Annotated in this window: 10 protein-coding genes; 3 read left to right on the plus strand and 7 right to left on the minus strand. The window is 40.8% G+C overall.

Annotated elements, in window-relative coordinates; all coding sequences use genetic code 11:
• Positions 1-349: 349 nt before the first annotated feature.
• The 3 genes from HJG58_RS10705 to HJG58_RS10715 all read right to left on the minus strand — a co-directional run bounded on the left by HJG58_RS10705 (position 350) and on the right by HJG58_RS10715 (position 4,277).
• Positions 350-1,696, minus strand: a complete 1,347-nt coding sequence (locus HJG58_RS10705) for an OprD family outer membrane porin (protein WP_170248861.1) — start codon at positions 1,694-1,696, stop codon at positions 350-352.
• 78 nt (positions 1,697-1,774) lie between these two features.
• Positions 1,775-3,160: an MFS transporter gene (locus HJG58_RS10710; protein ID WP_170248862.1), complete on the minus strand. Its 1,386-nt coding sequence runs from the start codon at positions 3,158-3,160 to the stop codon at positions 1,775-1,777.
• 172 nt (positions 3,161-3,332) lie between these two features.
• Positions 3,333-4,277, minus strand: coding sequence for a dihydrodipicolinate synthase family protein (locus HJG58_RS10715; RefSeq protein WP_170248863.1), 945 nt, complete (start codon positions 4,275-4,277; stop codon positions 3,333-3,335).
• Positions 4,278-4,464: 187 nt separating this feature from the next.
• On the opposite strand from HJG58_RS10715, the gene HJG58_RS10720 reads away from it, so the two are divergent.
• Positions 4,465-5,355: a LysR family transcriptional regulator gene (locus HJG58_RS10720; RefSeq protein ID WP_170248864.1), complete on the plus strand. Its 891-nt coding sequence runs from the start codon at positions 4,465-4,467 to the stop codon at positions 5,353-5,355.
• Positions 5,356-5,368: 13 nt separating this feature from the next.
• Here HJG58_RS10720 and HJG58_RS10725 read toward each other — a convergent pair whose 3' ends face one another.
• A complete protein-coding gene (locus HJG58_RS10725) occupies positions 5,369-5,644 on the minus strand; it encodes a hypothetical protein (protein ID WP_130173819.1) in 276 nt (91 codons plus the stop codon).
• A gap of 321 nt (positions 5,645-5,965) precedes the next feature.
• Here HJG58_RS10725 and HJG58_RS10730 point away from each other — a divergent pair, with 321 nt between their 5' ends.
• Both HJG58_RS10730 and HJG58_RS10735 read left to right on the plus strand, forming a co-directional pair.
• Positions 5,966-6,673 (plus strand): YoaK family protein, encoded by a 708-nt coding sequence (locus tag HJG58_RS10730; protein ID WP_170248865.1) that lies wholly within the window; start codon positions 5,966-5,968, stop codon positions 6,671-6,673.
• Positions 6,674-6,822: 149 nt separating this feature from the next.
• A complete protein-coding gene (locus HJG58_RS10735; protein WP_216076559.1) occupies positions 6,823-8,736 on the plus strand; it encodes an esterase/lipase family protein in 1,914 nt (637 codons plus the stop codon).
• Positions 8,737-8,791: 55 nt separating this feature from the next.
• Here the strand turns inward: HJG58_RS10735 and HJG58_RS10740 are convergent, their stop codons facing one another.
• The 3 genes from HJG58_RS10740 to HJG58_RS10750 form a co-directional block, all read right to left on the minus strand.
• Complete coding sequence (locus HJG58_RS10740) at positions 8,792-10,126, minus strand: basic amino acid/polyamine antiporter (RefSeq protein WP_170248866.1); 1,335 nt, start codon at positions 10,124-10,126, stop codon at positions 8,792-8,794.
• A 5-nt stretch (positions 10,127-10,131) separates the two neighbouring features.
• Complete coding sequence (locus HJG58_RS10745; protein WP_170248867.1) at positions 10,132-11,010, minus strand: homocysteine S-methyltransferase family protein; 879 nt, start codon at positions 11,008-11,010, stop codon at positions 10,132-10,134.
• 216 nt (positions 11,011-11,226) lie between these two features.
• Positions 11,227-11,697 (minus strand): hypothetical protein, encoded by a 471-nt coding sequence (locus HJG58_RS10750; protein ID WP_170248868.1) that lies wholly within the window; start codon positions 11,695-11,697, stop codon positions 11,227-11,229.
• Positions 11,698-11,721: the final 24 nt, after the last annotated feature.

The following is an 11,721-nucleotide window of genomic DNA, read 5'->3' on the forward strand; positions in this document are numbered from 1 at the left end:
CTGTACAATATAGAAATCAGTTTATAAAAACTGCTTAATTAACTGTCCAACTTTATGGGGTCAGATCACCCTACCGCAACATGAGGGGGACGGTGGTTTTCACACAAATTTCTCCCTCAGAAGGATAAATCTGATGTGCTGTATGTAAAACGGTCTGTCAAAACCGACTGGCAATGTAGGCCAGCGAGACCATAATAATCATAAGTTTTTAACAGGTCAATTCAATTTAAATAAAATATTATAAAAAATTAAAATATAAATTTATATTTTAATTAAACTCAAAAGTTTATCGATTTAAATCGGTGTATTAATAAATATAATAAAGTTAAACTAAACGTTTAGCTTGCTCTTAAAATGTATAGCGGTAATTAATAAATACTCGGTGCTGGTCCCAATCTTTACGGGTCATGCCATTTATTTTTTCATCTAGGTTTGCATTTTCAAACTTTGATTCATAATGCAAAAATGAATAACGCACATCTAAGTTTTTTACCCACGGCAAGGCATAACTCACCGTAAAGTCAAAGTAACGCTCTTTACCCTCAATATCACTGCTAATGTTACTTTGGTGAGCACCAAAGCCATAAATATACTTCGCTTCGGTTTTTAAACCTTTCACGTAGTCTTTCCAGTTATATTTCAGCCGAAGGGCAACGGCGGTCTCATCGTTATTGGTAAAGTCAGGGCCAATGGTCGCAGAGGTCGGAAACGGGTTGGTGCCGTGGTCTTGCGTTAAAACCGAGTTGCGGGCGGAGTGCATGGCAAAGTTATCTTCAATCCAAAACCCATCAAAATTTGAAACGGCAATGCCGCCTTCGACATTATTCTTGACCACATTTACATCGACAAAGTAACCATTCCCGCGGTTGTTAATGTCTTGGCCTTTGACACAGTCCAGCTCGGTTTCGGCACCACATTTAAATAACTTGCCATCATCACGCGAGAAAAAAGCACCTGTGTTGAATGTCCATACCAAGCCATGCAAGGGCAGCTTATATTGAGCAATCGCCCCGTACTTTTTTAAATAATCTTTGCTATTTAAATATTCGGCATTCACGCTCCAGTTTTTGTACTGATACTTGGCACCCAGTAAACCCACATAATCAATGCGCTCGTCATTTTCAGTGACCAGTTTTTCAAAAGAATCCATGCTACGCGGTTTCCAGCGGTCATAGTAAGCCATGTAAGTCTGTAGCTGATCATTCAGTTGAAACTGCCCACTCGCACCCGAAAAGGTATCGGGCACTGCACGGTTATTGGTACTTTTGAGTAAAACCGAATCGTGCAACTGGCGACCTAATTTAATTTCGCCTTTATCGCCGAGTTTTGCTTTGATGTAGAGCTGGCCTAAAGTTGCAAAGTTTTGATCGAGCTTGCCGTTATTTTCAACCTCTAAAAGCTGAGCGCTCGGTTTGCCAGAGTCAAACAATTTGGTGACTGCATAGAGTGAGCCATCTACTCCAAGCCAGTCCCACATGTACGGTGACTGATAATTTAACTCAAGCCCTAAAGCGCTTTGTTCATATTCACTCGATGAAGGCGAAGGGTTAGCAAGCGTGGGGTGGGCAGTGCCTTCATCGTTCCAGTAACGGGTGTTAAGTTTTAATTCTAACTTGCCAAATTCTTGAGGAAGTTCTGCATAAGCGTTGCTCACACTGCCTAAACCAATACAGCCCCATAGCAAATATTTATTCATTTTAAATTCCTTTTTTAAGCATGAATAAGCCCTTTGCCTAACGCTGAGGTTAGGCAAGCTTTTTATGAAATGGATGAATTAAGGAGAGAGTTTTTCGAGCACTTGGCCTTTGGTTTCAATGGCAAACAAGAAGGTCACTAGGCCACCAATGAGCGCCACAACTGCCAGCACACTAAACACATATTGAATGCCATAGCCACCAACTACGAGGCCGACCATCACAGGACCAATTGCAGAGCCGGCACGTAACCAAGCGGTACTAAACCCGATGCCCATAGCACGTAGGCGAGTTGGATAAAGTTCGGCAGCGTAAAGGTATAAAGAGAATGAAATGGTCTGCAAAATGGCATAGCTCAGCGTTGCTAAAATCACGACTTCCATCGCTGATTTTGCGCCTAAAATCGAGAGGCTCATGAGTGGAATGATTGCCAAGAAAAATGCTGCACTGTACCAAGGACGGCGGCCGACTTTATCAATCATTAACGCACAGATAATAGAGGCAATCACACCCACGCCCGAGGTAATCCAGCCATAACCCAAACTGGTTTGAAGCGACAGACCAAAGTGTTGTTTGTAAAGAGATGGCAGCCAAGTCACCATGGCATTGTTAATCATATAGACGCAGAACCACATACCCCACAGGGTAAAGGTACGTTTGCGGTAAATGCCTTGGAACAGCTCACGCCAGTCGGTTTTTGCCATGCCTTGCGGATTAATGTCTTTAACCACAGGTTCAGGCAAAGTTTTACCGCTTTTAATGGCACCGTCTTCAAAACTTTTGACAACTTTATCGGCTTCTTTAAAACGGCCTTTTGAAGCAAGCCAACGTGGTGACTCAGGCAAGAAAAACCGTAAAGGAATGACCAGTAAAGATGGAACTAAGCCCACAATAAACATGACTTTCCAGCCATAAATTGGCATCAAGAAAAACGCTGCCATGCCTGCAAACATAAGACCCATTGGAAATAAAACTTCATAGAGCAAGAAAAACTTACCGCGCTTTTCTGCACCAATAAACTCATTAATATAGGCACTGGCAACAGGCACTTCGCCACCTGTTCCTATGCCTTGTAAGAAACGGAAAATTAACAGAGACATTCCGCTCCACGCAAACAGACAAGAGATGTCCATTGCCACAAACAGTAAAATGGTAAAAGACAGTACTTTTAAACGACCGACTTTTTCGGCAAGAGAACCAAAGAAGATTGCACCGACCAGTTGCCCGACATAACCCGCGGCAATGATCGCACCGACGTAGGCGGGCGTGAGGTGCCATTCGGTAATGAGTTGGGGTAAAGCAAAGGCAATCGCAAGAACAGTATAAGCGTCAAAAAAGGTCGCGATACCGATGGTAATTCGCATAAATTGCAATCGACCAGTGACGGGTAGCCGTTCGAGTCTTGCAATAATTTCCGCATTTTTTTGATGATGACTAATTTGTTCTACATCCGCTAGATTTGTCATCTTCTATCTCCTTATTACTACATTCCTCGTAGTTTTGTTGTTCTATTTCGCACTACCTGTTCACCACAGTTTGCATGCTTTTTATTATTGTTTTTAAGAGACATGCCCGATGTTTGGCCTCAGGCAGCGTACAGGAAAAAAAGGCTAGCGTACATGCTAGCCCGAATAGAATTTAAGCAACGGCTTGGGTTAAATTGACCTTGCCAATTCCAGCTTGACGCATCGCATCATGAATTTCTTGCTCAGCACCATCTGCCAGTGGAAGCAGAGGCGAACGCACAGTGGCATGGTCCAAAATGCCGCGAGCAACCAGTGCATGTTTAAGCGCGACTGTGCCTTCCATGTGTGAACCACGGTGATAAACATTGCGAGTCACTGGTAATAATTGGTCGTGAATCGCACGAGCTTTAGCATATTCTTTAGCTTTACCTGCTTTAATCATTTCAATTAACAGTTCAGGGGCAATGTTGCCATAGCCAACCAAAGCGCCGTCTACATCAAACATGGTGTGAAGCAAATATTCATCGTGGCATGTCAACACCTGTAAGTCTGGACGTTCACGGCGAATAATCGGAATTTCGACATCCCAGCGGCGCATGTTACGCACGCCATTTTTCATGGCAAACACGCCTGGCTGTGCAGAAATATCGAGTAGAGTTTCAAGGTCGTAAGTGGCTTTAGTCGCATCTGGATATTGGAATAAAATAGATGGCAAACCACTTTCTTCATAAATTGCTTTATAGCGGTCTTGCGGTGCGCCTTTTTGATAGCCAAAACGCAACCAGCCATGTGAAGGGTAAATCAAACCTGCCGAAGCACCAGCGCTGACTGCGCGTTTTGCTTCTTCTGCTGCAACCGAAGTACCTTCGAGTGTAATCCCTGCGATTACCGGAATTTTGTCATCTACCGATTTAACAAAGCTTTCGATGACTTGCATTTGTTCTTTTTGCGACAAGAATGTTCCTTCACCTGCATGCCCAAGAACAACCAAGCCTTTCACACCATCAATACTGCCTAACCATGAACCTAAACGTTGAATTGCATTATGGTCTACTTGTCCGTCGCGGGTAAAAGGAGTCACAGGTGCTGGGGTTAATCCACGTAAATCTAAACTCATAATCGTACTTCCTATACAGTGTAATTAAATATTCTCTGGTTCTTAATCTGACTTAAATCGTGTTGTAGAGAACATGATTGGAGTATAGAAATAGGTGAGCTATGTAGGAATTACCAATTCTTGAATTTCAGTTATACTGAAAATGTATGGCTCAAAATATTGCCAATTTACGATTTAGGAAGAATCGATGAATTATGAATTATGGAAAATATTTTTAGACGCGGTGGAACTCGGTAGCTTAAGCAAAGTCGCGATGCTGCATAATACCAACCAACCGCAAATCAGTCGGCAAATGAACGAGCTTGAAGCGCAATGTGGCGGTCGTTTGTTTAACCGAACTGGACGTGGCGTAGAACTCACCGACTTAGGCCAGCATTTACTTCCTAAAATTCGTTCATGGCTGAACGTAACCGATCAACTCAATAATGAAATTTTGCACTCGACCGATACACCGATTGGTACAGTTCGTATTGCCAGTTTGCCATCTACTGCGCATCCGTTGTTATCGACCCTTTATAAAGTCCTTCAACAAAAATATCCCTTAATTAAACTGTCGGTGCGTGAAGGGCAAGGGGTACATTTAGAAAAATGGCTTGAAGATGGCAGTGTCGATTTAGCCATTCTCTATCGCTTTAACCCGACACCTAAACAAGGCGATGTTTACCTTACCGAAGCCGATACTTATTTAGTCGGCTGCGAAGGTGATGAGTTAACTCAGGCCAATCAAGTCGAGTTTAAAGAGGTAAGTCAGTTACCACTGGTCACGTTTTGCAGGCCAAGTAACTGGCGTAATTTTTTAGACCACATGGCTTATGAAAATGGGGTAGAGCTGAACATTGTTTTTGAAGCTGACTCGATTAGTTTGCAAACCCATTTGGTTTCCGAGTCTCGCATGTATACCATGCTAGGGCCGCAAGCATTAAAAAAAGCCAGCCAATACACCTCAATTCAAGCCGCAAAAATTATTAATCCTGCGCTCAAGCGCTATATTTCTTTGTCTATTTCTAAACATGGCTATTTAACACCTGCGTGTAAGGCGGTGATGGAGGAAATTAGGAATTTGGCTGATTTGCTTTAATGCACTGGTAAAGTTAAGAACGGCACTGTTGCATGGTACGACGCATGGTTTTTACAAAATCACGCGGTATTTCAGGACTTTGTAAACTTAAATTTCCAAGTTTATTCATAAATTTAGGTGAGTATTGACGTTCTAAACGATGATAAATGCAAGTACAGCTTGCACGGCTGTGACCAGCAGCAATACATTTCAGATAGAAATCACGATGAGGACTGTTTTTTTGACCCGCGAAGGCAACAGATACAAATAATAATCCCCCTAAAAAAACTGAAAAATTATAAAGTGACATATATCTACTCGTGATTGTTGTTATTGATTATCCATATTCTGGCATAACTTTTTCAGGTCAAAAACCAGTTGATTTCAACTAGCGGCTTCATCATAGTTAGAACAGTTTTGGAGGTCAAATTGATTTAAGGATGAGAACAGTTTAGTGTTTTAAAAATAGTCAATTTTGATTGTTGCCATTTTAAAGACAGTGTTACGACATTACGCACCCTATTTTTTTACATAGTTTTTTGCTTTCATAAACGCTTTAGTATTATTCATTTTTAAATCATTTATATACAACTTAATTGCTTTAAAGTTTTAATTTAACAGGATATTTTATATGACAGATACCCCAATTAAAAAAGACACAGAAAGTACCTGGGCAATATGTCGAGATCCTGTTTTACTCACCATGGTGGGTGGGGCAATTGATACTATTGGCTTTATTGCGCTGTTTGGCTTTTTCACCGCGCATGTGACGGGAAACTTAGTGTTGGCAGGGGCAGCATGGGTTAAAGGTGGCTCGGGGGTATGGATAAAGCTCGCAGCAATCCCGCTATTTATTTTGACCGTTGTTATTACCAAACTGTTGATTGACCGCAGTCAGGTCAAGCACAAAACGTTGTCTTATTTATTTTTATTTGAAGCTATTTTTCTATGTGCCTTTATGGTGGCAGGGCTTTACTTCGAGCCATTTAAAGATCCGGATGCGCTAACAGTTGCAGTAACGGGTGGGCTAGGTTTAATTGCTTTGGCTATTCGTAATACTTCAAGCAAAACCCTTATTAAAAATATTAGCCCAAGCACTATGATGACAGGCAACACTACCCAGCTTGGGATTGATATTGCCAACTTACTTAAAAACAATAATGCAGCCAATCGGGCAAGTTTTCTAAAAAGCGCCAGTATTGTAATTGGTTTTGTGATTGGTGCTTTCTTGGGAGCGATCCTCTATGTCTATTTTGATTTCTGGAGTGTAGCGCCGTTTATCTTACCAATTTTGTATTTCTCTTATTTAGCTTCACAGCAAAAGTTCAACCAAGCTTGATTTGAAAAAATAACGAATTAGCCTGAATTAAAATGAGTTCAGGCTTTTTTTTGAAATAAAGGAAGACGGAAGCGGAGTCGAAATTGTTCGTTCACTGCTTTACAGGCATAATGACCAGATGGGGAATACATTCGATTAAGGAAGGCAGAATGACAAAGTCTTACCATTATTCAATCATAACAATAATGGCTTTGCTCAGTGGCTGTCAGGTCATTCATTTAAAAGAAAGTAATTTAAGCAATGCTTTAAAAAGTAAGAATGAAAGTATTCTGACTGACGGCACCTTAAGTCATCAAACCCAAAACTTACTGTATTTGGTCAAAGAAGATGAAAAAACTTGCCTACAAAATTTTGATGATTGTTTAAATAAGGTTCAGAGCCTGTCCGAAAATAGCAGCCGAGAAGAACGCTATGCTGCGCTGAGTGAAATTTACTTGGCAAAAGCTTTAGATGTCGGACGTAGTAGCCAGTGTAATGTCATTAATAAAAGTAACAGTTGCGTTGAGCAAGAGTTAGCGCTGTTCGATAAAAGCTTACGCTATAGTTATGTCTATTTATTTGACTCTGAAGAGTCGCCTTTCGATCGGGTGTTTGACCATCGCCAAAATCAGGTACGTATTTTTTATAACGTCGCCTTGTCAAAGCTCATGACCACGTATTTTAATCATTTAAATACGCATCGCTTTCCACCACTGCTGAAAGCAGATGGGCATGAGTACCACGTCAATTTTGACCACGCGTTAGATGTACAAAAAATTGAAGTCGATACTTTTCGCTCCAGCTATAACATGAACTTTTCTGGCTTTAATACCGTTAACCGTAAGGATGGTTTGGGGGCAGAGTTTATTGTTGGGCGTAAAGAAAATGATGTGAATCACGGCTTCATTTTAGACCCCAATAATTTTTATGCTCATCAAGCCAACCCTAATATTCATTTACCTCGCTTCTTTCCTGCTACTGCGATTGCATACCCAAAACAAAAAGCCACAGCCGATCAGGTCATTGCTGGGGCAGAGTTAGAAATTTCAATGTTCGATCCATATCGACAAGACCGTGTAAAAATTGAAGGTGTGGACTATCCACTGACTGCAAACTATTCGGCACCTTATGGGCTGTGGTTATCGAAATATAATTTAGGCGCAGCAGGTTATTGGTCTTTAATTAATAAAGAAGCCAATTTAATCATGCCGCATTTATATATGCTGGAACCTTTTAACCCGAATAAGAAAATTATTGTGTTTATTCATGGTTTAGCAAGTAGCCCAGAGGCGTGGGTGAGCCTAACCAATGACATTATGGGCGATGCTGAATTAAGGAAAAACTATCAAGTTTGGCAAGTGTTTTATTCAACCAATATGCCGATTTTTGAAAGTCGTTTTCAGATTTATTCTTTGCTGAATCAGGCTTTTCAAAATGTTGCTAAAGACAGTTATGCTGCACACGATGCAGTGTTAGTTGGGCATAGTATGGGTGGAGTGATTAGCCGTTTACTGGTGAGCAATGCCGATGTTTCAGAGCAAGCCATGCAAAAAATGAATGAAGCACAGCTAAACCGTTTAAAAGAAAATCCGGTAATTCAAGAGCGTTTTCAGTTCAAGGCTTTGCCATATTTTAATCGAGTTGTTTTTGTTTCGGCACCGCATCATGGTACAGACTACGCTGACCGATGGTTTACCCAAATTGCCCGCCGTGTTATTCGTTTGCCTACTGACTTTTTTATTGCAGTCGAAATGAGAGATGAGAAAAATACAAAACTCAGAAAAGGATTAATTGAAAATGGGGCAAGTAATTTAAGTCGCTCTTCTAACTTTATGCAGTTGACTCAAGCTATTCAACCATCGCCACAAGTGGTCTATCACTCGATTATGGGTAATATTAATGGGACAACTGATAAGTTAAAAAGCAGTGATGGGATTGTGCCGTATCAAAGTTCACATTTAGGTGGGGAGCAGTCGGAGCTGATCATTAAAGGTGGCCATTCGATTCAAACTAGCCCTGAAGCAATTTTAGAATTACGGCGTATTTTACGATTGCATTTAAAGCAGTCGCAGTCTTCAAAGTAGAGAGTTTTATTCTTAGAAAACCACTGCTGAACTGGGTCAACAGTGGTTGAAATAATTAATTTAGCTGATTTTGTTTGAGCGATTTTTTATGCTCAAAGTAGCTGATTGAAAAAATAACCAAGCCGACCAAATACAACACACCAGACAAGAGTAGTAAGTCTAGTCCTGCGGCATAGAGCAACCAAAGCGCATAGATTGAAGCAACGCTTGCAATCGCAATATGAGGCGTGCGTTTATGGCGAATGGATTCTTTAAGGTAAAAAGCCGATACCAGAAAATAAGGTAGCAAAATCATGACCGATGAAATCAATAAAAGCTGAGTGTAGTTTTTATTGAAAAAATACACGGCAATGAGTGAGCCTTGTACCACAAGCGTCGTCAGCCAAAGTGATGAAATCGGTACATTATTTTGATTATTCTTTAAAAATAATTTCGGGAAAGCACCATTTTTTGCAGCCAAAAATGGAATTTCAGTGGCAAATAAAGTCCAACTTAAATAAGACGATGCAACTGAAATAATGAGTCCAATGGTAATAATGATAGTACCCGGCAAGCCGATCAGTTGCTGTAAAATGGTCGCCATTGATGGGTTGTGCATGCCAGCAAGCGCTTCACGACTCGCCACACCATAAGCCAATACGGTCACCATCACGTAAAAACTTAATGCCAGCAAAACACCTAAAATAGTTGCTTTACCAATATCATGACGTTTTTTTGCACGTGATGATAAAACTACAGCACCTTCAATACCGGTAAATACCCAAAGGGTAATCAACATCAGGTCTTTCACTTGCTGCCAAAGTGGAACTTGCAAAGAAAAGTCATGTAAGTTGAGTTTGAACAAATCAAACTTAAAGGCAATAAAGGTAAAGAAGATAAAAACCACCATTGGAATAATTTTGGCAATAGTTGCCAGTAAATTCACAATCGCAGCTTCTTTAATGCCTCGACTCACTAACCAGTGCACCATCCACACAAAAATGCTTGAGCCAATCAGTGAATAAAGCGTATTACCTTCACCAAAAATAATATGGTCTTTGCCATCGGTAAACATGCCGACGCCTGAAAAGGCAATGACTACATAGCCGACAATACCAATGGTAGTACACAACCAATAGCCCCACGCTGAGCAAAACCCGATCAGGTCTCCAAAGCCTTCTCGTGCATAATTATAAATACCGCCGTCAAGGTCTGGTCGTTGACGCGTTAAATGTAACAATGAGAGGGCCAAGAAAATAATACCGACCCCAGTAATGAGCCATGCGACTAGAAGGGCAGAACCATTGGCAACCTGAGCCATATTTTGGGGGAGGCTAAAGACGCCTGACCCCACCATAGAACTAAAGACCAGCGCTGTAAGAGACAATAATCCGATTTTGGCAGCAGACATAGTATTTATTCTTTAAAAAATTGAGAAAGTTCAGCAATGTGTTCTGGTCCAATACCGCAGCAACCACCCACTAAACTTGCACCTGCTTGCTGCCATTGTTTAGCAAAACCAAGATAAGCTGGAGCGTCTAAGTCTTTACGAATTTCATCCAGACCATCGTTGGCAGTAGCGCTTTCATCTTGCGGTGGGAACGCGTTGGCGTAAGCACCAATCTGTACAGACGCAGGAATAAGTCCTTTAATTTCATTAATCGCTTGCAAGATCACTTCAGGTTGACAGCAGTTAAACAACACTGCTTTGGCATTTGATTGCTTTATAAAGTCAGCCACTTGTTGCATATTTTCGCCTGAACGAAGTAATGCTTGTTCTTGTTTAATCTCATCTTGCAGCGTAAATGACACCCAATAGTCTTTACCATCTTGTGGCAATAATGCATGGACTGTTTCAACTTCTTTTAAGCATGATTGAGTTTCAGCGAGCCAGAAATCTACCTCTGGTGCCAATGTGTTAATAATTGGCTCAGCAAGGTTTTTAGCCTGTTCCGGTTGGAACAAGTCGGCGCGGTAAGAACCAAATAACGGTGGTAAACAGCCTGCGATTTTGACATTTTTGCCGCTTTCTTTAACTGCATTTTTTGCTTGTTCAATCGCAACTTTAATTAAACGCACACCGTCGGTTTCAAAGCGTTCTTGACCAATATGAAATGGCACAACCGCATAGTTATTGGTTGTAATGACTTCTGCACCAGCGTTGATAAAGTCGAGGTGGACTTCTTTTACTGTTTCAGGTGCTTCAATGAGTGCAAGAGCAGACCACTCTGGTTGACGAAACGGAGCGCCACGGCGAGCCAATTCACGGCCTAAACCGCCATCTAAAATTTTCATAAATTACAACGTAAAGGGAGAAAAATAATTCAGCTAATCTAGCGTGTAGATGGATTGTGTTCAATCGCGAATATGCTCGATATATTTCTAAATAAATTAGATTGTTATGAATATTTTTTCTTAAGAGGATTTCTGTAGATGATGTTCAGTTTTACTGATGAACTTCACGTGAAAAAGATGAGGTATTTATTTGAACACATTGAATAAAAAATGATCTTATAACGCGCCAAATTGCTGCCAACTTTCGCCAGTGTGCTGCGTTTTATAATACGCTTTAAGTTGTTCAAGTTGCATAAAATGTATGCCTGACCAAACCAATAAACTGATGAATAATAAAATCTTAGATAAGCTGCGAACTTTTTCTAGTCGAGCAAAAGCTAACAGTACAAAAAATAAGGCAGGTAAAAATATAAAGAATTGAACAGGGGAGAAAAATAAATGAGCAGTACTAAAATATAACGCGACTGCACTCATCAGCACATTTAAAACAGAACACAGTTTTTGATATTTACCGAGCTTAAATGCATAAGCGGTGATGGCAAGTAGTACGGCTGAGCTGATGTAAATTGCTGTACCACCAATCATCCATATATAAAAACCGCTTAGCAAAAGATAAGCCAGCAGCAAAAAAAGCACGAGCTTAAAACCAAATGACAAAAGGCGAGGTGATGATTTTAAAGGCGTCATAGTGAATCTAAATATCTCAGCTGA

It is taken from the genome of Acinetobacter geminorum (assembly GCF_013009345.1).
Classification (GTDB): Bacteria; Pseudomonadota; Gammaproteobacteria; order Pseudomonadales; family Moraxellaceae; genus Acinetobacter; species Acinetobacter geminorum.